Below are 26739 nucleotides of genomic sequence, written 5' to 3'. Positions count from 1 at the left end.
CCGATCAGAAGAATTTGATCTCTTTGCCGAGAATGTCGGAGAGGATGGAGTTGGCCAGACGCGATGCGCCCAGACGGAAATACTCAGCGGTTTCCACCCATTTTTCGCCAAGAACTGTCTTGACAATGGTGTAGTATTTCAGAGCGTCTTCGGTGGTCGAGATGCCTCCGGCTGCCTTGAAGCCTACCATGCGGCCGGTTTTCTCGTAGTATTCCTTGATACATTCACACATAATGTAGGTGGCTTCGAGCGATGCGCCGGGATATTCCTTACCGGTTGAGGTCTTGAGGAAGTCGGCTTCGGAATAGAGAGCCAGGATCGAGGCGTTGCGGATGTTTTCCGCTGTCTTGAGGGCTCCGGTTTCGAGTATGACTTTCATCAGGGAGTCGCGGCAGGAGTGTTTCATCTCGATCATCTGGTCGCAGGCTTCCTCATAGTCCTTGTCAAGGAAGTCGCCGAGGCCGAGCACAATGTCGATTTCATCAGCTCCGGCTTCTACTGCGAGACCGATTTCAGCCACTTTCACTTCGATGAAGCTCTGGGCGCTGGGGAAACAGCCGGCCACAGCCGCGATGTCGACGTCACTGCATTCGAGAACTGTGCGCACTACGGGCACAAAGTTGGGATAGACGCAGATGGCGGCCACGTTGGGCAGATCGGCATATTCGTGGGAAAAGGCATTGACTCTTTCAGTGAAATTAGCCACTGACTGCTGTGAGTCGGTGGATTTCAGTGTGGTGAGGTCAATGGAACTGAAAAGTTTCTTAAGGACTTCAGGAGTGCGGTTCTCGTCAAGATGCTTGTCAAGAATCTCCTGTACCTTTGCTGCGACTTCCGCGTCAGATGTGGTCACGCGGCTGTCAGCTATGACTTGCTGATACTTATCCATGATGATTATATTTTTCAGGGTTTTATGGTTAATATTTCAAGTTTATTAATACTGGTTGGTGGTGGAGGCTGAGGTGTCGGTGGCTGTCAGTCATCGCGCAGCTTCGGGTTGGAGGCGTGGCGGGTGGCATCGCGGACGCTTTTCTTCTCAATGTTGCGGCGGAAGGCCTCGGTCAGGTCTATGCCGGTCTGGTTGGCAATGGCGGTCAGCACCCAGAGCACATCCGCGAGCTCATCGGCAAGGGCATCGGCGTTTTCGCCGGGCTTGAATGACTGGTCGCCGAATCTGCGGGCCATGATGCGGGCCACTTCTCCGGTCTCTTCAGCCAGGATGGCCATGTTGGTCAGCGGGGAGAAATATCTCACCCCGGTGGTGGTGATCCACTCGTCGACAACTGCCTGCAGCGAGCGCAGAGAGATCGAATCATCTGGTGTAGAATTGATTTTCATGGCTTCTGTCCGCGTAGTTTCTATTCACGTAGTTTTGAGTCTATAACAATTGTTACTGGGCCATCGTTCACCAGCGCCACCTGCATGTCGGCGCCGAACACACCCTTTCTGACCTCGCGTCCGAGCAGACTCTGGCATTCAGAGCAGAAAAGCTCATAGAGAGGAATGGCCAGATTATGGCCGGCGGCATGGATGTAGCTCGGCCGATTGCCCTTGCGGGTCGATGCACACAGAGTGAACTGGCTGACGGCAAGAATGTCGCCTCCGGCATCAATGACCGAGAGGTTCATCACACCCTCGCAGTCGGCGAAGATGCGCATGGCGGTGCATTTGGCTGCGAGCCAGCGGGCATCATCGGCACTGTCGCCGTCGGCCACACCGACAAGCACCATCAGTCCGGGGCCGATAGCGCTGTGAAGCGAGCCTCCGATGCTTACCGAAGCCTCTTTTACACGTTGTATAACTAATCTCATAAGTGCAAAAATACAAAAAAAATGAATTCCCGCATCATCTTTGCCCATTTTTCAGCTGTGGCATCTTCACGGATGCTGCGGATCGGGGATGTCTGTTTATGTCAGGGGGCTGATGATGATGTTGCAGATCAGTAGTCGCTGAACAGACGCGGCTTGATCACGAGGCCTACGCGCACCGTGGAGTGGAATTCCTTGTAGGCAAGGAGCCCTTCGCCGTAGCCGTTGTAGTATTGCAGAAACAGAAACTGGTTGTCGCGCTTGAAAATGCGGTAGTTGAGTTCGACCGTGGTGTTATAGTTCAGTTTCCAGCCTTTGCGCTTGACCAGGTTCACGGCGAGGCCGAAGCGCCCGTTCTGCGAGGTGAAGCTCGTGCCGACCTGATAGATGCCGCAATAGTCGAGGATGTCTTTGTTCTCTACGCCGTCGATGATCGGAATCCAGGCTTTGCCGTGGACTACCACCTGCGGGTCGATCATGATGCTTCCGCCGAGGCTGATGCGGTTCCAGGAGCGTGATGCGGTTCCGTCGCGGCCGTTTGACTCATGTTCGGCTATAAGGTTTATCTTGCCTACAAAGCGGTCTTTGACGAAAAGCGGTTTGGTCAGACCGATGCCCGGATTGAAATTCAGATCGGTCATCGGCAATGAGTTCTCAAGCACATTCTAGAAACACTTCTGAGAATAGAACAGGAAGAGATATGTGCCCCCCGGAAGAGTGCTTCGGGTCAGGCGCTGGGCAATGGAGATCTGAAACTTGATGTTGGTGTTCTCGCGGGTGACACGCTGGCCCACGGGGCAGCCGAATATGAAGTAGTTGTCCTTGTAGAGTCCGAAATACGGGCCGTCGTCAAAGGCGCGTCTGACGCTGTCGGAGTCGAGCTCGTCATTGTTGATGTTGACTATCTGGGCGCTTGTCCGCAGCGGGACAGCGACGGAAATCAGAGTCAGTACGGTGACGGTCAGGGCAAAGCGCAGGAGTTTTTTCATCTGATTGGTCTGGTGGGCTATGGCCGTTACAGAGGGCCGGAGGGGCTAAGAAGTTTGAAAACAAGAGTTGTCAGCCGGATGCAAAATTAAGAATAATTTCGTATTTTTGCCTCAAAAATCTGACACTATGCGTTATTCCTACATATTTCCGCGCCTTTTCGTCCAACTCATGCTGCTGCCGTTGGTGCTGCTCGGCCTGCTGACCGGATGCGGCAACGATGAAGAGTTTCTTATCAAATGTGACATCAAGGGGCTCGGCAACAAGGGGGTCGAGATCTTTTATGCCGACCGCGGGCTGCACCGTGCATCTTTCCATCCGGCCGATGACAAGGTGACATTGCGCGGAAGTTCGCAGGAGCCGGTATTTGTGGATGTCTTTACGGTCGACGGTGAGTGGCTGTTCGGCTGTGTGGCCCGTAACGGCGACGATCTGGAGGTGAAGATGTCACTTGCCGATCCTTCAAAGATAGAGATCAAGGGAAACGATGACTCCCGGCGCTATGCCGCTTTCCTGTCGGCCAACGACTCGATACTGCGCAGCGGCGATGCGGCGGCTGTCAATGCTCTGATAGCCCGCGAGGTGCGTGCGAATCCGTCATATATATCTTCAGCTATGCTGCTTGCCACCAGGTTCAATGCCCGCGGTTATGAACTGCTTGCCGATTCGCTCATCAACACTCTGACTCCCGAAGCGCGTCCGGAGGGTGTCATAGGCGGTTTTGCCGGGCTGGTAGGCGAACAGCTCACGCCCGCAGTGCGCGGCGATGTGCGCACCATGACTTTCCGTGCCGCGCCTGACACGGTGGTCCGCTATGTCCCGGCCATGCAGAGCTACAGTCTGCTGGTCTTCGTTGGCAGGTCTAAGCATGACAGCATACGCTCGGTGCTCCGTGAAATGCAGTCCACGCTTCCCAAGAAACGCTTCACGGAGATTGAGATGACCGTGATGTCTGACAGCGCCACGTGGGCGGCCTCGATTCGCCGCGACAGCGCCAAGTGGGTCCAGGCATGGCTTCCCGGCGGCGTGGCTCACAACGCCGTGAGAGCTGTCCAGGTGCCTTATGTGCCCTTCTTTATCGTGACTGACAGTCTTGGTCATCAGGTCTACCGCGGAGGCTCGGTCAGCGCGGCCTCTGACACTCTGCGTTCGCGTCTGGCGCCATATTTCAGAGACGAGACTCCGGCTGATTCCATAGCCGACTGACACGCAGGCTGTAAGACAGACAATAAAAAGGGGCTGCAGAGCGTTATGTGTAGGCATGATTACCATAACATGACATCTGAATTTAGAAAATGAAAACACTCCTCGGCATAGTCCTCATGTCAGCCCTCGCTCTCATCCTCGGCGGATGTATAGAGGACGGCATCGACACATCTCCCTCCTCGCAGCCCGATTTTTCAGTGGACACCCTCTATATGGGTACCGTATTTACCGGTCAGCCTACTCCGACCAGCCGCTTCAAGGTCTACAACAGGCATAACCGGATTATAAGCATCAGTGACATCTCCATCCGTGGCGGGAGCCGGGTTTTCCGCCTGAACGTCGACGGTTTTGCCGGAGAGAACTTCCACAATGTGGAGATACGGCCCAAGGATTCGATCTTCGTGTTTGTCGAGGCTACACTCGCGCCTAACGGACGCCCTGAACTTACGGAAATCAACCAGACAATCGACTTTACCACTAACGGTGTGACCCGCAGCGTGGTGATCAACGCCGAGGGGCAAGACGTCAGACAGCTGAACGGTGAGATCATTGACACCGACACCCGCTTCGATGCCGTCTACCCCTACCAGATTTTCGATTCGCTCGTGGTCAGCCCCGGAGCCACTCTGACTCTCGCTCCAGGCACCACTCTGCATTTCCATGACAAAGCCTATTGCCGCGTGGAGGGTACTCTCGTCAGCGAAGGCACTCCGGAACTCCCGGTGAATTTCTGCGGTGACCGCACCGGCAATGTAGTAGGGCAGATCTCCTTTGACCTCATGGCCTCACAGTGGCGCGGACTGGAGTTTGCTCCTGAAAGCCGCGGCAACAGGCTCAGCCACACCATTGTCCGCAACACCGTGAGCGGAGTCCTGGCCGATTCGCTTTCGCAGGTCACCTTGGTCAACTGCCGTCTGCGCAACAGCGCCGGCTACACACTGCGCTCCAGATATGCCGATCTGCGGATCGTGGGCTGCGAGCTTGCAGAGGCTGCTGACGGTGTCCTCTCGCTCACAGGCGGAAAAGCAGTGGTCAATCACACAACCATAGCCAATTACTATCTCTTCGCCGCCCTGCGCGGGCCCTCTGTGCAGTTTGATCACTACGATGCTGAAAGTGACAACGGTTCGTCCATGCCTTATCTGACAGCAGATTTTACCAACTGCATCATCTATGGCAACGGAACTGACCTGTCAGTTGGCGACTTCTCAGGCTCTCTGGTCACTCTGCGCCGCTGCCTGCTGAAGAGCAACGGAGAAGACGATGACAATTTCATCGCTTGCATCTGGGACACCGATCCGCTTTATTACACCGTGCGCAGCGACTACTATTTCGACTATCGCCTGAAGCCGGACTCTCCGGCGCTCGGAGCAGCCGACCCGGCACTGATTCTGCCGGAGGCTTCGGCTGATTTCTATGGAGTCAGCCGTCTACAGGAGGCCCCCAACCTCGGAGCCTATCAGGCTGCAGGCGATCAGGATTGACGCTGACTATGCAGCCTGGCTCTCTGAGGAGCAAGTCGAATGACTAAGAGGGCGTTTCATAACAAGAGTTAAAATCTGAGTGGTGTATCTTTTAGATAAATTGTTGCAAGAGAGGAAGAAGCATAGCGAGCTATGCGACTGACGAGCTTCAACAATTTAGCAAAAGAGACATCAAGGCTCAGGTAACTTAAAAATTTTCACAAATGGAATATACTATTTACAAAAAAACAATACAATCGCCTCCGAAAGATTTTAACTATTGTTATGAAACACCCTCTTAGCAGTAACTATTCAGCGAATGGAAGATATAGGCACCAAATCTTGAGGATATTGAATTAAGATCTTATCTTTCAGCACGGCTTTTTCATTTAAGATAAAATAAAGTGTATACCTGCCCTTACCCGTTTCGAGCTGAAGCGGGTAATCTGTTGTATCTGTATTTCAGTTGTTTATCTCTTCGTTAAAATCTTATTTTTTTCATTTTTGGCTTAAAAATCGCATTAGTCGGGTAAAGCTCATCGAGATATGTCTGATCAGTTCGGCCATGCCTTTATTCTTATCCGATTGTTTTTTGCGAAGTCCTTTCCATATTGAGAACACCGAGTAAACGATTCTCTGTATGGTGTCGAGGTTTCGGGCAGCTCTCGACGACTTGCGTTTTATATTGTCCTGCTGAAGATTGTAGTCCAGCCCCCAGTGCATACTTTCTATTGACCAGTGGTTGCGTACGATGGTTCCGGGCTGCGGAGTATCCGTGGGCATACTGCTGACGTACAGGCGTTTTTCTGAGGTGTGTACTCCTGTTGACTTTTTGACTGTGGACGATTCATACTCTATGATGGTCATGTTTCCGCCCCATTTCTTCTTGTCTGCGATAATGTCCAGTCCGTCATATACGCGGTAGGTTCTCGTCTCTATCCTGCCGTGGGCCAGTTCGGGACCTTCGGTGTAAGAATATACCGGTGTGTGTTCCACTAGCCTGTCCTCAATGCCGTATCGCAATGACGGCTGGTTGGCTTTGAGTTCTATCAGAAAGTCTCCGCCTTTCTTTCTGATTTTCTCGACAATATCCTTCTGCATAGACATTGCGTCGGCTGTGACAATCTTTCCTGCGACATCTATTTTATCAAGAAGTATCGGTATGGCCTTTATCTCGTTGCTCTTTTCCTGACAGGCTTCGGTGGCGATTGTTATGCCGGTGCTGAACGAATAGGCAGAGACGATATCCGGGCTTCGCCCGTTTTCCTGAACGGTGCCGCGCTCGGCTTTGCCGTCAATGCAGATTATTTCAATGATGCGGCTGGCGCAAGTAAGTCTTTCAAGGAATATGTCTGCGAACTGCTGCATCCTGTCGGCCATATCCATATCGTTGATGCCGTTCTCCACACGGCAAAGCGTGGCCTCAGATGGTACGCCGTTCCTTAACAGGCCCATTTTGTGTAATTTGTTGAGGTTGTATCTGCCGAACTCCAATATCTCGGCTCGTCCGATGCATCCGGCCATACGTCCGAGTATCATCAGCATGATGATATCGTTGAGGCTGTGACGGAAATTGCCTTTGTCCAATCTACGGAAATCCGGCACGGATGAGGCAAACGCTCGAAGTTCTTCCATAATACTGCGCCTTGTGTCAAATTTATTGTGTACTTTTGCAGTATGATCAGGCGCATAGGCGTCAGTCGAACAGACTTGGTCAAGTGGCTTCATTTTTGGCGTAACTCTTTGATTATCACCTATAAAGTTACTAAAAATCTGCCACTTGGCCAAATTTTCATTGCACTTATTTTCTTGAAAATCAGAGGTTAAAGCCTCTCCGCCCGTACTGCTCTCGCTATAAAATAACACATTTGTCGAGAATGAGACGAAATCTTAAATGAAAGAGCCGTGATCTTTCAGTAATTTAATAGCTAATTTATTTGCAATGATTCGGTAAAATTTGAGGTTGTTCAGCCTTGGCTAAGCCGCTAACTGAGCCAACCGATGATTTATTTTCTGAATTATTTTGAGATGCGGAGATTTTCCGCAAGTCGAAATAATTGTTGAGGCGAGATAAGATTCAAACATAAGCCGTTTGAACTGCGCTAACGAAAGACCCGGATAATCTTTCCTTATGACCTCTTTGCAGACATTGAGGGCAGTGAAGGAAAGATTGAACGCAAAGTCAAGCCGATCCCTGTCCCGGGTCTGCTGAGACTGGAGTCCTGTGAACTGTTTGGCATCGCGTATGCCGAACTCAATCTGGAAGCGGGTGCGGTAGAAACCGATGATCTTTTCAGGCCTCATGTCGGTGTCGGTGGAGAAGTACAGGAGAGGCTCTCCGTTTTCAACCGGACAGACCACGATACGGATGTCGCGTTTCAATGCCCTCGAGTGTACGACCGCCGTGTGACATCGGGTTTTGTTTCCTTTGGAATCCTCATATATGAATGAAGTGAACACGGACATATCAAGGCTGGAGAAATCCACTTTCTCTCCATACTTTTTCTTTCTGCCGCGTCTTCGCGGGGCGGAGGAATCCGGCATGGCCAGATACCTCAGATATGAGTTGGCACGTAATCTCCCGACAAACCGGAAGCCCATGCCAACCACTTCATTCACAAATTCATATTTGGAGAAAAAGGCATCGGCAACCAGAATATCCGTCAGTGAGAGCAGCTCTGTCGCCTTTGACCTGACAAGTGCCACATACCAGTCAAGCATTGACATTTGTTTCTCAGATTCAAGAGTCCTGAAGTTCGGTGACTGAACAGCACCGAGCATCACACATGTATGTTTACTCAGGCTTATTGCCCCGATCGCCATTATCTCCAGACCGCGTTTGACACGTTGTGCCACCCCTGACCAGAAACGGCCTATGCCATACGTCAGGCTGCCGGATTTGGAGATAAACGACGGATCGATTGCCACTGCCATGTCATCGGACGGTCCAAAACAATCCTGTGCCATACCTATGTTGACTTTCATCCAGTCTACGGGTGTCTTGAAATTGGAGGCAAAGGTCTTGGCTGTACGACCGCCATAGCGCGACAGCCGGGTAAAATTGACTTTGCCCGGAATCAACGCCACAGTGCGTATTGTTAAAATCAGCCAGTTGAGGAACCTTTTGCTCATCTTGGTTGTAGTATTTTCAAATACCGACTTACACCGAAAGGTGAAGTCTTTGAGAATCGTCAATACGTTCATACGCTAAGATTTTTATAATGAACGCTTTGGCGATTCATTTGTATTTGACAATTCGTTATATTAACTTAAGTTTCAACTACTTCTGTAATTTTTACCGAATCATTGTATTTGCAAATGTCAAATAAATTAGCTATCTTTGTATCTGTGAAACAACAGATTAGCGACATATCATCCATTCTATCCGGAATGTCAGAACAACTCAAGTCCATGCAGGGCACTATCGATTCCCAGCATGCCGAGATATGTTCGCTAAATCGTAATGTTGATAGACTTCTTAAGGAAAACCGTGAGTTACGCAAGCGTCTGGAGAAGTATGAAAAGCCGCCGATGGACTCCGGCAACAGCAGTACTCCACCATCGAAAGAACCGATAAAGGCTGAGGTGGAACGCCGGACAAAATCATTGCGGAAGAGATCGGAAAGACCCGTAGGCGGTCAATACGGGCATGAGGGAACTACACGCAAAATGGTGGAGACGCCTGACGAAATTCAGGATATGTCATCCAGCTATTGCAGTGAGTGCGGGCGCGATCTGTCGGATGTTGAAGGAGAACTTGATTATGTCAGCCAAGAGATAGATCTGCCTCAGATACGGCCAATTTATCGTGAACGCAGATTCTATAAAAAAGTCTGTATCTGCGGATGTTGCAATCGTGATTATGCACCGCGTCGCAGGGGAGGTAATGCCATTACTTTCGGCAAAAACATACGAGCCATTGCGACTTATCTGAGTGTGGTGCAATGCGTGCCTTACGAGCGGTTGCAATCCCTGTTCGCCACGATGTTCAATGTACGCATCAGTCAGGGGACGCTTGTCAATATCGTCCGTGAGACGCTTGACAAATCCCGCCCGGCAATCGAACTTATAGAGCGTCTGCTCAGAGAATCATCCGTAGTCGGCTTTGACGAGTCCGGATGCTATGTCAAAGGCAGGCTCAACTGGTCGTGGATTGCACAGACTGCGTATCTGACCCTCGTGTTCCGCGGTGCGGGCCGTAGTGCAAAAGTGCTTGAAGAGCGTTTTGGTGACTCATTGAAGAAAATGACAGCCGTAACTGACCGCCACAGCGCGTACTTTGCCATCGACTTCCTAAATAATCAGATATGTCTGGCTCATCTGCTGAGAAACCTGGAATACCTTAACGATATTGACAAGGAGCAGACATGGGCAAAGGAAGTACAGACCTTATTACGCGAGGCCATTCATCAGAGAAACGAAAAACCGGTCGATATAATACCGAAAGATGACTGGCTCACAAGGCTTGATGGCTTGCTCAAACGGAATCTTGACAGTCTGCGCAAAGAGTTTAATGAGTTGAAGAGGGGGATAATAAAATGCAGGGACTACATCTTCAACTTCCTTGAAAATCCGGCCATACCATCTGACAACAACGCTTCAGAACGTGGAATCCGAAAACTCAAGGTCAAGCAGAAAATATCCGGATGCTTCCGCTCCGGTACCGGTGCCGATGCCTTCCACGCACTACATTCCATTGCTGACACGGCCTGGAAAAACGGACAATCTCCTCTCGATGCTATATTGGCGCTCGTCTAAACTGACGGGCTATATCTTCGCATCCTTTGTTTTCGCTGAATAGTTACTCTAAATTCATTGCATTTCCGATATGAAAAATAACGAAGGGCATCATCACGATGTCCTCCGTCGGTAGTAACAATTTGTCTGTAAAAAAATTATAAAATTATAGTCTTAGATCCATTCCGATTGTAGATTTCAGGCCTCAAGTAGCCCATGAGGATCAAGACACACGTAAAATCAGTGGTTATATGAGTTATAGTGGAACCACAAAATCATTTTGAGGTTAATTGGATTAAAAGATTTTGTGGAAATGCGGTGATAGAATTTAGATATCTTTTGAAAATTGTGGTTGAACTATATGAATGTAGAATCGAATTAAATTCTAATTTTATGATAAGTAACTCTTCAAAATTAAACGATATAATGTACATTAGTATCTCCTATGGAGGATCTTTTATACTCTCTGCGGTTTTATTCCGGTCAGAATCAAGTTCTTCATCGGTCGTTTATGTCTATAAACTCCCTCTTCATTCCTCGATTCTGCCTCTGAATAAATTCCGCATATAGTATAAATTAATTTTTTCAGAGTTACTTAGCAAAAATAATTAAAAAAATTACCCCCCCCGAAATATTTAACATAATTTAACTGAGCTCTATAAAATATCTTTCTATAACACAACACTCCTTCAGCTCATTGGTCTGAAGGAGTATTGTGTTATCGGGGGCGGCGGGTGTTGCTGCTTTGCGGCAGCTCTCGCCGACACGTGTGTCTGTTGCGCGGCTTCCGGCTTATTCAGAGAGGATGGAGGGCGCGGTGTAGGTGCGGCTTCCAAGTTCCTGGTCGAGCATATAGAGTCCCATGCCGTCGTTGCCGATGAGCGAATACTTGTCGATAAGAGTGCGGCAGTTGTCTTCTTCCTCTACCTGTTCGCTTATGAACCAGTTGAGACGATCGCGGGTTGCATAGTCTTTTTCAGCTTCGGCCAGTGCGTAAAGGTCGTTGATGAGGGCTGTGACTTTCTTTTCGTGTTCGAGAGTAGATTTGAATGCCTCAAGCGGAGATGCCCAGCTGGTGGGAACGGCTTCGATGGCTTTCAGTTCCACACGGCCTCCGCGCTGGTTAACGTAGTTCATGAAGATGGTGGCATGGGCCTGTTCTTCCTGAAATTGGATCTTGAACCAGTTTGCCACTCCTGGCATTCCTTCAGCCTGGAAGTGAAGCGACATTGACAGATAGAGATATGCGCTCCAGAATTCGGCGTTGATCTGGGCGTTGATTGCGTCCTGAACTTTGTTGTTTAACATTGTTGTGCTTGATTTGGGTTTATAAATTTCAGAAAGCAAAAGTAAGAACTTTTTGTAAAAAAAGCCTTGCAGAACCGAATATTTTTTACGATTCCTTACAAGAGGCCTGACAACCGAAACGGTCGTAAAGTTTCTGGAATTTCAGTGCTATTTCGGGGTTGCAGAGGTTGTTGATTGATCCGGCGTGGGTGTGGCTGACGGCGCGGACCGGACGGTAGGTGCCGTCCTGCACTTCAAGCCCTACTTTCTTGTAAGCTTCGCGGAACGGCATTCCGCCGAGCACAAGGCGGTTGACCTCCTCAACGGTGAAGAGATAGTCGTAGCGCGGGTCATCGATGATGTCGCGGCGTATGCGTATGTGCTGAAGCATGAAGTCAGCCATGTCAAGGCAATCGGTCATCTCGGTCGTGGCCGGGAATATGATGTCTTTGAGCAACTGCAGGTCGCGGTTGTAGCCCAGGGGGAGATTGGCAGTGAGCAGTGCGATCTCGTTCTGGATGCTCTGCAGCCGGTTGCATTTTCCGCGCATGATCTCGAATACATCCGGATTTTTCTTGTGGGGCATGATAGAAGATCCGGTGGTAAGCTCGTCAGGGAAGGAGACGAAGCCGAAATTCTGACACATCCACATGCAGACGTCCATAGCCAGATGGCCGAGTGTCGAGGCGATGGCCCCGATGGCCATCGCGGCGGCGCGTTCGGTCTTTCCGCGCGACATCTGTGCGGCCACCACATTATAATGAAGGGTTTCGAATCCGAGCAGACTGGTGGTCATCTCGCGGTCGAGGGGAAATGATGATCCGTAGCCAGCGGCTGAGCCAAGCGGATTCTGGTTGGCTATGTTGTAGGCTGCCACAAGCATCTGCATGTCATCGGCAAGAGATTCGGCATAGGCTCCGAACCAGAGGCCAAATGACGACGGCATGGCTACCTGCAGATGGGTGTAGCCAGGCATCAGCACATCCTTGTATTCCTCGCTCAGAGACTGCAGGCGCTTGAAGAGACGGCTGACAGCGTCGGCTATGCGGCGCAGCTCGTCGCGCATGAAGAGTTTGAGGTCTACGAGCACCTGGTCGTTTCGGGAGCGGCCTGAGTGGATCTTCTTTCCTACATCGCCGAGCTTTGCGGTCAGCATGAATTCCACCTGCGAGTGGACATCCTCCACTCCCGGCTCGATTGTGAATTCGCCGCGCTCGATCACTTCGGCGATCTCTCCGAGGGCTTTCAGCAACACTTCGAGTTCATCGGCTTTCAGAAGACCAATGCTTTCGAGCATTCTGATGTGGGCCATCGAGCCTTCAACGTCATATCGGGCCAGACGCAGGTCAAGTTCGCGGTCGCGGCCTACGGTGAATTCTTCTATCATTTTGTCGGGCTCGAAGCCCTTGCTCCAGAGTTTCATATCTTGATGTGTGGATTGCGGGGTTTTGTTGTGTGAGATTGTGTGTGGGGGGATTTATCAGAGCCGCAGACCGGTGATGAGGGAGTGGTAGACCGGAATGGCCTCTTCGATTTCGCTGAGGCGGATGAATTCATCGGCCGAATGGCTGCGCGATGACTCTCCGGGCCCGATTTTCAGCGAGGGGAAGTCATACATCAGCGACATGTCGCTGGTGGTCGGCGAGACGAATGGAGCCAGGCCGAGGCCTATAGCTCCACTGACCAGCGGATGGTCACTGCTGATGACGGAGGCCCGCACACGGGTTGAACGCGGGGTGAGCGAGCTGTGGGGGCTGACGGCAGTGCGCAGAAGGCTGACGGTCTCTTCGTTGGTATATGCGTCGGTGGTGCGGATATCGACCACCCATTTGCATTCGTCGGGAATGGCGTTGTGCTGCCATCCGGCGTTGATCTGGGTGATGTTCAGCCCGACCGGTCCGAGTATCTTCGATTCATCCGGGAAGCGGAACGAGCGGAGAGCTTCTATGTCGGCCATAGCGCGGTAGATCGCGTTGATCCCCTCCGAGCGGGCGGCATGGCCGGTGACTCCCGTGGTTATGCAGTCGAGCACCACGAGGCCGCGTTCGGCTATGGCCGGCTGCATGCCTGTCGGTTCGCCCACTATGGCACAACTTATCTCGATGCCTTCCTCTTTCAGATGTGGGAGGAAAGCTCTCATGCCGTTCTCGCCGCCTACTTCCTCCTCGGCCGTGACGGCCAGGAGCAGGTTGAAGGGCAGAGAGGCAGTGCGCAGCCTGAGAAATGTGTTGGTCAGTGCGGCCACTGAGGCTCCGGCATCGTTACTGCCGAGTCCGTATAGGCAACCCTCGCGCATGTCAGGGCTGAATGGATCGAGACTGTAGCTCGCAGCCGGCCGCACGGTGTCGTGATGGGAGTTGAGCAGCAGGGTTGGCCGGCCGGGGGCAAAACCCTCCGAAAGTGCGTAGACATTGTTGAGATAGCGTCTCGGTGCGGCTCCATTTTCGGCGAGATGGTCGAAAATGAGCTGTGCGGTGGCAGCCTCGTCGCGTGAGAACGACGGGGTGGCGATCATGCGTCTGAGCAGATCAATCTCTGATGACAGTGCCTGAGGTCCGGTTGAGGGCATCGGAATGTTTTATGGTTACAGATCTGACGCCGGCAGCTATTGCGGCGAATGCGTTGTCGATTTTCGGGATCATGCCTTTGCTGACCACACCCTCGGCGCGCAGGCGCTTGTAGATATCAGGCGTGATGAGCGGTATCACGGAGTCGGGGCGTTCGATGTCTTCCATCACGCCTGGCTGTTCGAAGCAATAGATCAGCTCGACCGGTGAGAGACTCGCTGTTCCGGTAGCCACAGCTGAGGCTATGGTGTCGGCGTTGCAGTTCAGAAGCGATCCATTGCCGTCATGGGTGATTGCGCAGAACACCGGGGTGACGCCCGCATCGAGCAGAGAGCCTATGAGTGAGGCGTTGACACCTTCCGGAGCTATGTCACCCACGAAGCCGTAGTCGATCGGCTCCGGCTTGCGGCGGGTGGCGCGGATGGCGTTGCCGTCGGCTCCGGTCAGTCCGAGCGCGTTGCATCCGGCCGCCTGAAGCATGGAGACCACTCGTTTGTTGACCAGTCCGGCGTATACCATCGTCACCACGTCAAGGGTCTCGCGGGTGGTGACCCGTCGGCCTTCTATCATAGTGGTGGGTATTTCGAGGCGCGAACTCATGCGGGTGGCTTCCTTGCCGCCGCCGTGGACCAGGATTTTTTTGCCCGGCAGCTTCACGAAGTCGTCTATGAAGCGGCCGAGGGCTTCGGGGTTGTCAACCACGTTGCCCCCGATTTTGATCACTTTGATTGTCTCTTCCATCATTTCAGACCTTCAAGGAGACGTTTGATGACCACTTGGGCGGATATTTCGCGGTTGGCGGCTTCCGGAATGACTATGCTGCGGTCTGACTCGATGACATCGTCGGTCACGATCATGTTGCGGCGCACCGGGAGGCAGTGCATGAAGAAGGCGTTGTCTGTCAGGGCCATCTTTTCGCTGTCGACTGTCCATGCGCGGTCGGTCGAAAGTATCTTGCCGTAGTTCGGATCGGCGTAGGCCGACCAGTTCTTGGCATATACGAAGTCAGCGCCTTCGAGGGCTTTGCGCTGATCATATTCTACACGAGCTTTGCCCACGAATTCAGGGGCAAGCTCATAGCCTTCAGGATGCGTGATTACAAATTCATAGTCAGTGGCGTTCATCCATTCGGCGAAGGAGTTGGGGACGGCCTGCGGAAGCGCGCGCGGATGCGGCGCCCAGGTCATTACCACCTTGGGGCGCTCCTTGGTCTTGAACTCTTCTATGGTGATGAGGTCGGCGAAGCTCTGGAGTGGGTGGCGGGTGGCTGCCTCCATGCTGAAGACGGGGCGGCCGGAGTAGCGGATGAACTGGTTGATCACTCTCTCCTCATAGTCTTCGGCCTTGTCTTTGAGACCGGCGAACGAACGGACCCCGATGATGTCGCAGTAGGAACCCATCACCGGGATGGCTTCGAGAAGATGCTCGGCCTTGTCGCCGTCCATGATTACGCCGCGTTCGGTTTCGAGCTTCCATGCTCCCTGGTTGACGTCGAGGACTATGACGTTCATGCCGAGATTCATGGCGGCTTTCTGGGTGCTCAGGCGCGTGCGAAGACTGGAGTTGAAGAAGATCATCATCAGAGTCTTGTCGCGTCCGAGTTCTTTGAATCCGAAACGGTTGGCTTTGATTTCGAGTGCCTCTTTGACTGCGAGGTCAAGAGGGCCTATGTCTGTGACGTTAGTGAAGTTGTGCATTTTTCAGGAAGGTTTTTTAGTTGTGAGTACTTGGCGGAATGCATCGATGAAGCGGCGCGAGTGGGAGCGCGGCAGGCAGAGGGCTGGGAGCAGACGCACGGTGTGTTCGCCGGCTCCTCCGGTGAAGATATGGTGTTCGAAGAGCAGGCGCTTGCGGATTTCCGATGCCGAGCCTTTGATCTCGATGCCGATCATGAGTCCGCGGCCGCGGATTTCGGTGATTTCGTCACACTCGGTGGCCAGGCGGCGCAGCTCTTCCATCAGATATTCGCCTTCGGCGGCGGCGTTGGCTATCATGGCCTCGCCTTCAAGAGCATCGATCACGGCAATGGCGGCTACGCAGGCAAGGTGGTTGCCTCCGAAGGTGGTGCCGAGCATTCCTTTGACCGCAGGGATCGATGGAGAGATGAGCACCGCGCCCATCGGGAAGCCGTTGGCTATGCCTTTGGCACAGGTGATGATGTCGGGGCGGATGCCGGTGTACTGGTGGGCGAAGAAGCGTCCGGTGCGTCCGTAGCCCGATTGGATTTCATCAAGTATGAGCAGAGTGCCGGTGGCTGTGCAGAGTTCGCGCAGGCGGCGCATGAAGTCGTCATCGACCATGCGGATACCTGCCACTCCCTGGATGCCTTCAATGATCACTCCGGCAAATTCGCCGGTGGCGAGAAGGCGCTCTGTGGCCTCGACGTCGTTGAGCGGGGCGAAGACCACGTTTTCGGTCGAATTGAAAGGGGCCTGGATCTTGGGATTGTCAGTTGCGGCTACGGCTCCGGAGGTGCGGCCGTGGAAGGCGCGGTCAAAGGCGAGGATCTTGCGGCGTCCGGTGTGGAACGAGGCGAGTTTCATGGCGTTTTCGTTTGCCTCGGCTCCGGAGTTGCAGAGAAAGAGGGCATAGTCATCGTAGCCGGAGATGCGTCCCAGTCGGTCGGCGAATTTCTGCTGGAGGGAGTTCTGCACGGAGTTAGAATAGAAGCCCAGACGGCTTACCTGGTCGGAAATGGCCGACACATAGAGTGGATGGGCGTGGCCCACGGAGATCACGGCGTGGCCTCCGTAGAGGTCGAGATATTCCGTGCCGTCGGCTGTATAGACATGGCAGCCGAGTCCTTTGACCGGTTCGATGTCATATAGTGAATATACGTCGAAGAGATTCATCTTTTTTCAGAGAAATGATTTTTTGAACGGGAGAGTGTGGTAGCAAAAAAGGTCGAGTGTCAGAGAGCAGCCAAAGCGGTGACCGCATCAGAATGCCGAGGGCTTCAGCCGCAGGCCGCAGTCTTCGGGCAGACCGCAGATGAGATTGAAATTCTGCACGGCCTGGCCGGAGGCTCCTTTCAGAAGATTGTCAATGGCGGAGATTATCAGCAGCTTCGAGCCGTGTTTTTCAAGCGAGATCAGCGCCTTGTTGGTGTTGACCACCTGCTTGAGGTCGACCGGACGGTCTGACACATGAGTGAATGCGGCTCCGGCATAGAAATCCTTGTAGATGCGGGTGGCTTCTTCGATTGAAAGATCGGTGTCGATATAGGTCATGGCGAAGATGCCTCTTGCGAAGTCACCGCGCACGGGTATGAAGCTGATCTCTGCGTCGAAGCCGGGCTGGAGCTGACGGAGTGTCTGGCGTATTTCGGCCAGATGCTGGTGTTCGAATGCCTTATAGACCGAAAGGTTGTCGGTGCGCCAGCTGAAGTGGGTTGTGGCTCCGGGTTTCACGCCTGCGCCTGTCGATCCGGTGATGCCGGTGACGTGGATCTCTCCGCCGAGCCGTCCGGCTGCGGCGAGGGGGAGCAGGGCGGTCTGGATCGCTGTGGCGAAGCAGCCGGGATTGGCTATGAGCGATGACTCGCGGATTGCCTCGCGCTTGGCTTCGGGGAGTCCGTAGGTGTAGCCTTCGCTCTCGTCGCGGTAGTCCTGGGCGAGGTCCACCACCTTCAGGCCTTCGGGGCGCTCGTTTTCCTCCCAAAACTTGCGGCTGAAGCCGTGGCCCTGGCAGAGGAAGAGCACATCGACCGCATTGAGATCGTAGCTGTCAGAGAAGTGCAGGTCGCAGTCGCCGGTCAGACCTTCGTGGATCTCGCAGACCGGGCGCCCGGCATTGCTGGTGGAATGTATGAATACAATCTGAGCCTCCGGATGATTGATCAGGAGGCGGAGGAGTTCGCCGGCTGTGTAGCCGGCTCCTCCTATGATTCCTATTTTTTTCATCGGCTTACTCCTCGGCTCCGTTGCGTTTCTGCACGTTGTGATAGATCTTCATCTGGTTGCCGAGGATCTTGGTGAATCCTTTGACATCATCGGCGCTCCAGGCCTTGTTGACCTCGCCGTATTCGCCGAAGTCGGTCTTCATGAGGTCGAAGGGTGAGTCTACGCCTACAAGGGTGTAGCTGTAGGGGCGGAGGATGATCTCTACAGTGCCGCTGACGTTGCGCTGAGAGTTTTCAAGGAAGGCCTCCATGTCGCGCATGACGGGTTCGAGATACTGCGACTCGTGGAGGAACATGCCGTACCATGTGCCGATCTGGTCTTTCCAGTACTGCTGCCACTTGGTCAGGGTGTGTTTTTCGAGCATCTTGTGGGCTGCGATGATTAGGATCGGGCCTGCGGCCTCGAAGCCTACGCGGCCTTTGATGCCTATTATGGTGTCGCCGATGTGCATGTCGCGGCCTATGCCGTAGCGGGCGCCGAGGCGTTCCACTTCGCGGATGGCGTCGATCTTGTCGGCGTAAGTCTTGCCGTTGACAGCCGAAATCTCACCCTTTTCAAAGGTGATGGTCATGTGTTCCTCGCCTTTTTCGGTGATCTGGCTGGGATATGCGCTTTCGGGGAGAGTCTGCTCTGAGTGGAGAGTCTCTTTGCCGCCTATGCTGGTGCCCCAGAGGCCCTTGTTGATGGAATATTCCATCTTCTTGAAATCGGCCTCGATGCCGTGTTTCTTCAGATAGTCGATCTCATACTCGCGGGTGAGAGTCATGTCGCGGGTCGGGGTGATGATCTCGATTTCGGGGGCGAGGATCTGGAATGTGAGGTCGAAACGCACCTGGTCGTTTCCGGCGCCTGTCGAGCCGTGGGCCACGGCATCGGCTCCGATCTTCTTGGCGTATTCGACGATGGCGATAGCCTGGAAGATGCGTTCTGACGACACGCTGATGGGATAGGTGCCGTTGCGCAGTACGTTGCCTGCTATCATATATCTGATGCTCTTGTCATAGTAGTCGCCGGTGACGTCAAGAGATGCATGAGATGCGGCGCCAAGGCGCAGAGCTTTTTCTTCGATGGTCTTCAGTTCCTCGTCAGAGAATCCGCCAGTGTTGGCGATTGCGGTGTGCACTTCATAACCGAGGTCTTCTGAAAGATATTTTGCAGCGAATGACGTGTCGAGACCGCCGCTGAAGGCTAAAACCACTTTTTTCTTCTTTTCCATAATATTGAATCTATTGGATTAGGGGGGATGATGTTGTTAAATTTGATGTCGGCGGGAGAGCGCCGGAGAGGGGTGATGGGGCCCTGCAGGCTCTCGCGCGGAGGAGATTATTTCAGGTGGAGCAATTTTTTGACGCGGTTGTGCAGCCACATTACGTAGGGGGCTCGCTTGGAAGGCCGTTCGAGTTTGGCTTTGGGGTCATAGAGCATGCCTGTGCAGAGACACATGCGGCGGTTGTTGCGCTGGAGTATGTCATAGTTGACACAGCCCTTGCATCCGGCCCAGAATTCCTCGTCGTCAGTAAGTTCCGAGAAGGTGACGGGCTTGTAGCCCATCTGTGAATTTAACTTCATCACCGGCAGAGAAGTGGTGATACTGAACAGTTTGGCGAACGGGAAGCGGAGGCGGGCAAGTTCGAATGTCTTGGCCTTGATTCGTGCTGCGAGCCCCAATCGTCGGAATTCCGGATCGACGATAAGGCCTGAAGTGGCCACATAATCACCATGTTCCCAGCTCTCAATGTAACTGAAGCCGATGAGACGGTCATCACAGAGAGCAACGACAGCCTTCCCCGAACGTATCTTCTGTGCGATATATTCAGGTGTGCGGCGGGCTATGCCGGTGCCGCGCTGAAGGGCTGATTCATAGATTAGGGTGACAATCTGCTCGGCATATTTTGTATGCTCTTCTTCGGCAAAGATCACCTTTATCTGATCATTGTTCATCTAACTGCTATAAATAAATACTTTTTTGAAAATAATAAAATGTCTGCAAAAGTACGAAATTAATGTCAAATTATTTGCAATATCAGATGAGAAATGTGGAAATATAAATGAATTTTGTCTGAAATTCAGGAAAATTAAAAATCCCATCCGGCATTACCACCGGATGGGACGTGTATGGATTCCTTCTGTCAGACAGCCTGAGGGCTGCCTAAGGAGCGCATCGCCTGAGAGTGTGCAGCTGTAGCCGGGCTGATAGGGGCGCACGGCTTCTTCAAGGAGGCTGCGCACTTTGGTCTCATTGCCTCCGAGCATACAGAGGGCCTCGGCTTCGTTGTAGATCATTTCGGCCAGACAGCACACTGCTGTGTACTGTCTGGCTATGAGGTTTTGTGAGACGGTCTTAGGACGGTTGCCGGCCTACTGATGGTCTCTTACTTCTTGTCTTTGATGAATTTTACATTTTTGGTAGTCACCGATGCTGTCGCGCTGTCGATTTCAGTTGCGTTGGCTGTATATATAAAGGTGGAGTTTTCTACCGTGATGTCATGAACGCAGTTGAGGCCGGCGATTCCGCTTGCGGCTATGGCGGTGGCGGTGCCACGGCAGACCACGTCGGAGATATGGATGTCAGTGAATTCGGGCACCTTCACCATTTCCTGTGGTCTTGCTATGTCGCTGTCTTTCGATCCGGCGGGGCGGTCGGCGTAGTTGCATTCAAAGATTATGGCTTCGGCCTGGATGTCGGCCATCATGATGCCGCTGATGTAGATGTCTTCGGTCTTGCCGCCACGGCCCACAGCGCTTTTGAAACGCAGACCGGTGTCGGTTCCGGAGAAAGTCGAATTGCGCACCACTATGCGTTTCATGCCGCAGATATCTTCGCTGCCGATCACGAAGCCGCCGTGGGCGTGGTAGACGGTGTTGTCCTGCAGGAGTATGTCTTCACAGCCATTGACGAGTGCTTTGGGCTTGTATTCGCCGCTTTTCATGCAGAGGCCGTCATCGCCGGCATCGACCGTGCAGTTGACCACGAGAGCCTGGTGACAGTCGCTAAGGTCTATTGCATCTCCGTTCTGGGCGTTCCAGGGGCAGCGGACGGTGATGCCGTCAATGATAATGTTGCGGCTGTTGAAGGGGTGGACGTGGAATTTCGGGGCATTCTGGAAAGTGACTCCGGAGAGCAACACGTTCTCGCAGTTGTTTATGCGGAAGAGGTCGTTGCGCTTTTTCTCCTGTTTCTCAGGGGTGTCTGCTACGTCGGGATAGCCTGATTTCAGTTCCCAGGGATACCAAAGCGAGCCGTTCTGGCGTTCAACGCCGCCCATTTTGCGGAAGCGTTTCCACTCCACGTCGCTGACCTTGGAGCGTTTCACCGGGCGCCACTGCGCGCCGTTGCCGTCGAGGGTGCCGAGTCCGGTGATGCTGATGTTGCGGCAGCGGTTGGCGCTGATGCAGGCGCGTACGCGCGATGCTTTGGGATTGGAGTCTATGTAGAGGGCCTTGTCAGGCGAGAAATAGAGTATGGCGTTGCGCTCCAGATGGAGGTCCACACCGCTCTTGAGTTCGATCGGGCCGGTGAGCCATACACCCTGGGGGATTACGAGATGACCGCCGCCGGCCTGTGAGAGCTCATCGATGGCTTTCTGTATTATGTCGGTGTTGAGTGTGGCTCCGTCACCGGTGGCTCCGCGTTCGGCAAGGTTCACGCTGCGGTCGGCTATGGCGAACGGTTCTACCTGACGGACTTCCACAGGCATATCTTTATAATAGGTGCTGTACTGGGCTTGGACTCCTGATGTGGCGCAAGCGAGAAGCGCCAGCAGTGTCATTGCGAATTTTTTCATGGAGATTTGATATTTGTTTAGAATTGTGTGGTCAGAATTTGAGTGATGCGCCGATCATGAAGCGGATGCCCTGCGAGTAGCGGTCGCCTATGCGGTAGTAGCGGCGGTTGAGCAGATTTTCTCCGCCGGCGAAGATGGAGAGGGCGTCGGTGGCGGCATAGGAGGCTCCGAGCGAAAGGTCTGACACGCAGCCAAGCGACCGGGCCTGAGGCGAGTAGACCTGAAGATCTCCGGTAGCGCCGGAGAGATTGTGGGCCATGCCGTAGCAGCGGCGTCCGGCGCGGAACTGCCAGCCGAGAGTGATCTGCAGGGGTGTCAGTGGGCGGAGCTTGAGTTCGGCGTTGACCACGTGGCGGGCACGGTCGCGCCATTCATAGAAGCTGTTGTCATAGTCATTGGGCGCTGTCTCGTAGCTGATACGGGCCGAGAGCAGCTTGCGGTAGTCGTAGCCGACGGCGGCACCGCCATGCCAGGCCGAAAGATCGATGCGGTCAAAGACTGCGCCTCCGAGATAGCTGTCGGCTACCACGGGCATGAGCCAGTCATTTGCCTTGGCATATCCTCCGAAGAATTCGAGGTAGGCACCGAAGAAGGGGCCCACGGTCACGCGCCCGTCAAGAGCATAGGGTATGTGTGATTGCGAATAGGCCATCGAGGAGTTGAGGTAAGGGGTCACGTTATAGAGCGACGAAAGCTGGTTGAGGTCGGAGCCGCCGTGAGCCTTGATTTCGAAGCCCACGAGCTGCGAGGGTGTCCAGGCCAGGGAGGCTTCGGGGGCTATGTGGAAGACGCGGCCGTTGTTGATGCTGACATCCACCTGCGCGCCGATGCGGGCTTTGACCGTGGCCGACGAGTAGTCGAGATGGGGGGTCAGGGCTATCAGGCCGACTGTCGAGCCGTCTTTGGCTGAGTAGTCGCCGTAGGAAAGATAAGGGTAGCGGGGACTCAGATGGCTGCCGGTGTGCAGGAAGTCTGCGTCAGCGTCAAGTCCGAGCGATGTGTTGTCGCCGAACGAGAGCTTGCCGGTGAGCGATGCGCCGAAGAGGTTCTGGCGTACGGGTGATTCGCCGGGCACGGCGTAGACCTCGGTCTGGCCGGGTGCAGGCGAGTCTGCTGTGCCGGTCTGGCCTGGAGTGAAGATGTGGATGGGGAAGTCTGTGTCAGGTACAGATGAGATGAAGTGTAGCCTCTGCGGTGCATTTGAGTTGTAGAAGCCGAAATGACGGTAGCGGAGGGCTGCGGTCCAGTCGAGGCCTTGTGCCCGCGAAGTGTAAAGGGCCGAAAGGTTGAAACGGCTGATGCTTTGCGAGAATGAGTCCCAGGCAGAGGGGATGGTGTGATAGCCGTAGGTGTAGTCCACGCCGGCATTGAGAAACGATTTGCTTCCGATGGCCTGATGGAGGTCTACGCCGAGTGATGCGCTGTGGTCACGCCAGTATTCCTTACGCTCGTCTGTTTTCTGTGTGTAGATATCACCGTCATACTGCCCCCAGGCGCTCAGGCGGGTGCGGTCGGTGTCGAGAATGCGGTAACCGGCCGAGAAGGCTCCGTTGAAGAGCGGAGCGCCGAGGCCGAGGGCCACATAGCCGCGGTAGGGCGACGAGAAGAGGTTTTCGCCATAGGCCACAGGCTCAAGAGTCGAGATGGCGTTGGGCACACGGGTGGTGACCACGCGGTTGCTGAATGCCAGCTGCGGTTTGCTGACGGCTGGCAGCTGAAGGGTGGGGAGTATTGTGATGCGGGCCGCGTCGCGCTTGACCGGGACTATCTCCTGCTCTACGTTGATTTCCTTGTGGAGCCCCTGGCCGAAGAGCGGGGTGCCGAGTGCGAGGCAGAGTGAAAATATGGTTGATCTTGTATTCATTGTTGCTTTGAGTCTGAAATGAATGGGTGGTGAAGGGTGGTGATGGTTCGTGGCAGCTTCCTGCTGTCAGGTTCAGAGGCGTGAGTCGATCATCTGGAAGATGTCGGCTTCGGTGCCGGGATAGTTGCTTTTCAGTGATTTCAGATATTCGTCTGCCTCGAATTTTTTGCCTTCTTTGCGCAGAATGTCGCTGTAGAGGATGAATCCGCGTGCAAGCCAGTACTGGTGCGGGGTGTCGGAGTCGATGAGCTTTTCGGCTGTCGATTTAGCGCCTTTGACAAGGCCACGATCGAGCTGTGAGTTGCCCATGTAGTAGGCGCTCTTGGCTCCGAAGATGTCAGCGGGGTTCTCGGCGAGTTCCGACCAGTCTTCATAGGCCTTGTCGTAGTTGCCCAGGCTGTTGTTGGCCATACCGCGCATGAATCTGATTTCGTTGAGGTCGGCCGGCGAGTTGGCGGCTGTCGATGCGAGAAGCTTGTCGGCGGTGTTGACCACTTCGGCATATTTGCCAAGGTCGGCAGCAGTGCGCATCAGTCCGATGCGGGCCTCGCGCAGCATGTTTGAGCCTGAAGCCCGGTTTTCGAGCTGCTGATAGGTGGAGTAGGCTATCTCTGTCTTGCCGAGCGAGCTTTCGGCTGCGGCTTTGATGAGCATCGCGTCTTCGGCCACTTCGGAGTCGGGATGGGTCTGTATCACCTGCATGGCATAGCCCTGGGCCTCGGCCGGCTTGCCTTCGTTCCAGGCGGCATCGGCGAGATAGTAGAGGGCCTGGGCGCGGTCGGCTCCCTGAGGATATTCGGCTATGTAAGCCGAGAGCTTGGACGTGGCGCCGGAGTTCACATAGTCGTTTTCGGCGGCCTGGAATGCAAGTTTTTCAAGCTCGGAGGCTTCGTAGCGCGGTGCGTTGGGCACGGAGTTGATGAATGCCACGAAGTCCTGCAGACGGCCGTCAGCGGCATAGAGCTGTTTGAGGTCGTCGGCAGCGATGCGGGCCTCCTCGCTTGAAGGGAAGGTGTAGATGACTTTCTTGTATGTCTCGATGCCCTGGCTGCGCTCGCCGCGGTTGATATAGGTGATGGCGAGTTGCAGATAGCCGTTGCGGCCGGGGGCGGTATTGGGATATTGCTGCACAAGGTGGCGGTAGGTGGCTATCGCCTGGTCGGTCTGGCCGAGCGCTGACTGGCTTTCGGCTTTTTCGAGCAGGGCGTTGGGTATGAGGCCCGATGAGGGGAAGCGTTCTGACAGAGCGTCGATGCTTTCGATCTTGCCGGCGTGGTCTTTGCGGAGACCCTTCATGATGGCGAGCTGATAGAGTGCGTAGTCACCTGACGAGGGGTTGAGGTCATAGGCTTTGTTGTAGGCCTCGGCGGCAGAGGTGAAGTCGGTCTGATAGTAGTGGCAGTCGGCTATGCGGTTATAGCAGTCTGCGAGAAGCGAGCGCGAGATGTCGGCAGGTGCTGACTGCATCACTGTCACGGCGTCGCGGAAGTCGGTCAGCGCGTCGGAGTAGCGCTCCTGACAGAAGCGGGTGTAGCCCAGATCGTAATAGGCTATGGCACGGTTGCGGGTGTCGGATTTCGGTGCCGATGCTATGAATGAGCGGTAGCTTGAGGCAGCTTCGTCGTAGTTGCCGCGTGTGTAATAGCAGTCGCCCAGCCAAAGGTCGCATTGGCGCCGGATTGATGGATTGTCAGAGGCGAGGCGGCGCGCCTGGGTGAGATGGCTTATGGCCTGGGAGATTTTTCCGGAGGTGTATTCCCGCGATCCGAGTACAAGCAGCACTCTCTGTTTGGCCTGGATGAGTTCGGCTGACGGATTCTGTATTTTGTCGAGTGCGGCAAGAGCGCTTTCATAGTCGTTGTCTGACATGTAGCCATTGACGATATAGCGCTGCACGTCGGCGCTGTAGGTTGAGTTGGGATATTCCTGGAGGAAGTTTTCAAGCAGGGCCACGGAGTTGCCGAAGGGCACACGTCCGCCGTCCATGCGGGCCACGGCGTAGTTGTAGAAGGCGGTTTCGCGCACTTCGCGGTCGTAGTCCACGCGGTAGGCGTTTTCAAAAGCCATCAGGGCCGAGTTGTTGTCGCCGCGTTTGAGATAGGCTTGTCCGAGGAAGAGGTAGGCGCTCTGCTCCATTGCCGAGTGGGTCCCGATGGACTGCTGGAGCAGTTTGATGGCGGCATCGTAGTCGCCGCGCCGGTATTCGCTCACACCGAGTATGTAGAATGCCGAAGGCTGCGGGTCAGATGCTTCGGCGCAATATTTCCAGAGATAGGGGAGAGCTTCGCTCTCATCGCCCAGGTTGTAGAGCGATTCGCCGGCAAGACGGTTGCATTCGGCAGTGAATGCCGGCACGGAGCCTGAGGCCAGAAGGCGGCGCGAGATGTCGAGCGACCGGTTGAAGTCGCCCTGCGCGAATGCGATCTGCGCCTCGTAATAGGGCGCCGCGTTGCCAGGCTCGCGCGAGGTGTCGACGTTGCGGAAATATTGCAGCGCCAGAGTGTAGTCTTTGTTGACGTAGGCTATGTAGCCGAGATAGAAGCGGGCCACATTGCCGTATTCCTCCGAGCTCTGGAGGGTGCGGAACTGGCTGGCCGCCGTGGCATGTTCGCCGAGCATCATGTAGGAATAGGCGGTGCGGTAACTCATGTCATCGCAGCGGTTTCCGGTGAGTGCGAGAGGGTTGACCTGAGCATATTCCTGCAGCGCTTCGGCATAGTTGCCGCGGTTGAACCAGTAGTCGCCCACTGACATCATCACGTCGGCTCTGAGCGGCGAGACTGGGTAGTCGGCAAGAAATTTGCGGAACAATGCGAGAGCTTCGTCATCTCCGAGCCCCTGGGAAGCCAGTCCGAGATAATAAAGGGCACGTTCGGCCTGCTCCGGGGTGGGGCTGAGGCTATGGATTCTGGCGAGCTGGTCTATGCAGCCTTCATAATTGCGGTCGTCAAACATGAGGATGCCTCTTTCGAGATAACCTCCGGCATCAGGGCTGTTGACCTGGGCTACGGTGGCGCCTGCGGCGGCGCAGCACAATGCGGCGAGTATGAGTTGTCGTTTCATGTAATGATTATATTCTAAAGGCAAAATTACGCCATTTTGAGGAAAATCGCTAATTTTGCTACATATTTAT

The 26739-nt window shown here is 54.0% G+C and carries 23 protein-coding genes; 3 read left to right on the top strand and 20 right to left on the bottom strand.

Features of this window, described 5'->3' with window-relative positions; genetic code table 11:
- Positions 1–4 precede the first annotated feature (4 nt).
- The 5 genes from deoC to E7745_RS14980 form a co-directional block, all read right to left on the bottom strand.
- Complete coding sequence (gene deoC / locus E7745_RS01855) at positions 5–889, bottom strand: deoxyribose-phosphate aldolase (protein ID WP_136408193.1); 885 nt, start codon at positions 887–889, stop codon at positions 5–7.
- A gap of 86 nt (positions 890–975) precedes the next feature.
- Positions 976–1338, bottom strand: a complete 363-nt coding sequence (locus tag E7745_RS01850) for a nucleotide pyrophosphohydrolase (protein ID WP_107032199.1) — start codon at positions 1336–1338, stop codon at positions 976–978.
- 20 nt (positions 1339–1358) lie between these two features.
- Positions 1359–1811 (bottom strand): D-aminoacyl-tRNA deacylase, encoded by a 453-nt coding sequence (gene dtd, locus E7745_RS01845; RefSeq protein WP_136408192.1) that lies wholly within the window; start codon positions 1809–1811, stop codon positions 1359–1361.
- A 128-nt stretch (positions 1812–1939) separates the two neighbouring features.
- Positions 1940–2470: a phospholipase A gene (locus E7745_RS14985; RefSeq protein ID WP_255575978.1), complete on the bottom strand. Its 531-nt coding sequence runs from the start codon at positions 2468–2470 to the stop codon at positions 1940–1942.
- A gap of 3 nt (positions 2471–2473) precedes the next feature.
- Positions 2474–2797 (bottom strand): hypothetical protein, encoded by a 324-nt coding sequence (locus E7745_RS14980; protein WP_240740352.1) that lies wholly within the window; start codon positions 2795–2797, stop codon positions 2474–2476.
- 127 nt (positions 2798–2924) lie between these two features.
- Between E7745_RS14980 and E7745_RS01835 the strand changes: the two genes are divergently transcribed.
- Positions 2925–4001, top strand: coding sequence for a hypothetical protein (locus E7745_RS01835; RefSeq protein WP_136408191.1), 1077 nt, complete (start codon positions 2925–2927; stop codon positions 3999–4001).
- An 89-nt stretch (positions 4002–4090) separates the two neighbouring features.
- The gene (locus E7745_RS01830; RefSeq protein ID WP_136408190.1) at positions 4091–5485 is read left to right on the top strand and encodes a hypothetical protein; all 1395 of its coding nucleotides are present in this window, start codon (positions 4091–4093) and stop codon (positions 5483–5485) included.
- Positions 5486–5962: 477 nt separating this feature from the next.
- Here the strand turns inward: E7745_RS01830 and E7745_RS01825 are convergent, their stop codons facing one another.
- Positions 5963–7192: an ISAs1 family transposase gene (locus E7745_RS01825; protein ID WP_240740351.1), complete on the bottom strand. Its 1230-nt coding sequence runs from the start codon at positions 7190–7192 to the stop codon at positions 5963–5965.
- A gap of 249 nt (positions 7193–7441) precedes the next feature.
- A complete protein-coding gene (locus E7745_RS01820; RefSeq protein WP_136408189.1) occupies positions 7442–8668 on the bottom strand; it encodes a transposase in 1227 nt (408 codons plus the stop codon).
- A gap of 144 nt (positions 8669–8812) precedes the next feature.
- Between E7745_RS01820 and E7745_RS01815 the strand changes: the two genes are divergently transcribed.
- Complete coding sequence (locus E7745_RS01815; RefSeq protein WP_136408188.1) at positions 8813–10222, top strand: IS66 family transposase; 1410 nt, start codon at positions 8813–8815, stop codon at positions 10220–10222.
- A 771-nt stretch (positions 10223–10993) separates the two neighbouring features.
- Here E7745_RS01815 and E7745_RS01810 read toward each other — a convergent pair.
- From E7745_RS01810 to E7745_RS01750, 13 genes are all read right to left on the bottom strand, one after another.
- A complete protein-coding gene (locus tag E7745_RS01810) occupies positions 10994–11509 on the bottom strand; it encodes a ferritin (RefSeq protein WP_107032203.1) in 516 nt (171 codons plus the stop codon).
- An 85-nt stretch (positions 11510–11594) separates the two neighbouring features.
- On the bottom strand, positions 11595–12911 hold the full coding sequence (gene argH, locus E7745_RS01805; protein ID WP_240740350.1) for an argininosuccinate lyase: 1317 nt from the start codon (positions 12909–12911) through the stop codon (positions 11595–11597).
- A gap of 57 nt (positions 12912–12968) precedes the next feature.
- Positions 12969–14057, bottom strand: a complete 1089-nt coding sequence (locus E7745_RS01800; RefSeq protein WP_136408187.1) for a M20/M25/M40 family metallo-hydrolase — start codon at positions 14055–14057, stop codon at positions 12969–12971.
- Positions 14017–14796, bottom strand: coding sequence for an acetylglutamate kinase (gene argB, locus E7745_RS01795; RefSeq protein WP_136409153.1), 780 nt, complete (start codon positions 14794–14796; stop codon positions 14017–14019). Before argB ends, E7745_RS01800 begins: the two co-directional genes overlap by 41 nt.
- Positions 14796–15752: an acetylornithine carbamoyltransferase gene (locus tag E7745_RS01790; RefSeq protein ID WP_136408186.1), complete on the bottom strand. Its 957-nt coding sequence runs from the start codon at positions 15750–15752 to the stop codon at positions 14796–14798. Before E7745_RS01790 ends, argB begins: the two co-directional genes overlap by 1 nt.
- A gap of 3 nt (positions 15753–15755) precedes the next feature.
- The gene (locus tag E7745_RS01785) at positions 15756–16907 is read right to left on the bottom strand and encodes an aspartate aminotransferase family protein (RefSeq protein WP_136408185.1); all 1152 of its coding nucleotides are present in this window, start codon (positions 16905–16907) and stop codon (positions 15756–15758) included.
- 87 nt (positions 16908–16994) lie between these two features.
- Positions 16995–17957, bottom strand: coding sequence for an N-acetyl-gamma-glutamyl-phosphate reductase (gene argC, locus E7745_RS01780; protein WP_136408184.1), 963 nt, complete (start codon positions 17955–17957; stop codon positions 16995–16997).
- Positions 17958–17961: 4 nt separating this feature from the next.
- On the bottom strand, positions 17962–19173 hold the full coding sequence (gene argG, locus E7745_RS01775; RefSeq protein ID WP_124075446.1) for an argininosuccinate synthase: 1212 nt from the start codon (positions 19171–19173) through the stop codon (positions 17962–17964).
- A 107-nt stretch (positions 19174–19280) separates the two neighbouring features.
- Entirely contained in the window at positions 19281–19898 is a 618-nt protein-coding gene (locus tag E7745_RS01770; protein ID WP_107032210.1) for a GNAT family N-acetyltransferase, read from the bottom strand.
- Positions 19899–20051: 153 nt separating this feature from the next.
- Positions 20052–20240 (bottom strand): hypothetical protein, encoded by a 189-nt coding sequence (locus tag E7745_RS01765; protein ID WP_124075445.1) that lies wholly within the window; start codon positions 20238–20240, stop codon positions 20052–20054.
- 89 nt (positions 20241–20329) lie between these two features.
- Positions 20330–21742 carry a glycoside hydrolase family 28 protein gene (locus E7745_RS01760; protein WP_124075444.1) on the bottom strand — a complete coding sequence of 471 codons (1413 nt, stop codon included), beginning with the start codon at positions 21740–21742 and terminating at the stop codon, positions 20330–20332.
- 31 nt (positions 21743–21773) lie between these two features.
- Complete coding sequence (locus E7745_RS01755) at positions 21774–23606, bottom strand: TonB-dependent receptor (protein WP_136408182.1); 1833 nt, start codon at positions 23604–23606, stop codon at positions 21774–21776.
- A 72-nt stretch (positions 23607–23678) separates the two neighbouring features.
- The gene (locus tag E7745_RS01750; protein WP_136408181.1) at positions 23679–26669 is read right to left on the bottom strand and encodes a tetratricopeptide repeat protein; all 2991 of its coding nucleotides are present in this window, start codon (positions 26667–26669) and stop codon (positions 23679–23681) included.
- Positions 26670–26739 lie beyond the last annotated feature (70 nt).

The organism is Duncaniella sp. C9, from assembly GCF_004803935.1.
In the GTDB taxonomy this organism is placed as follows: domain Bacteria; phylum Bacteroidota; class Bacteroidia; order Bacteroidales; family Muribaculaceae; genus Duncaniella; species Duncaniella muris.
Note: the sequence above shows the minus strand (reverse complement) of the source record. Positions and strands in the feature narration are given on the sequence as shown.